The following is a 237-nucleotide window of genomic DNA, read 5'->3' on the forward strand; positions in this document are numbered from 1 at the left end:
CTCTCGCGCACCCTCGACCGGGCCGTCCGCGCCAACGCCCGCCTCGCCCTCAAGACGCAACTCAAGTACTTCTCGCCCAAGGGCACGGTCAAGCGCGCCGACCTCGTGCAGGCCGCGATGATGGGGCTACGTCGGGCGCTCCTCGACTACGACCCGAACTTCACCCCCGCCGGCAAAAAGTCCGGCGTCAAGATCTCGTCGTACGCGATCAACTGGATCCACCAGTCGATGGGCGAG

General features: G+C 66.7%; 1 protein-coding gene. It reads left to right on the plus strand.

The features are described 5' to 3' along the window. Nucleotides 1-237 (plus strand): hypothetical protein (locus GE543_RS27215; protein ID WP_218571936.1); only part of this gene is annotated, 237 nt, incomplete at both ends.

Source organism: Pseudomonas sp. SZ57 (assembly GCF_009495975.1).
GTDB lineage: Bacteria > Pseudomonadota > Gammaproteobacteria > Pseudomonadales > Pseudomonadaceae > Aquipseudomonas > Aquipseudomonas syringae.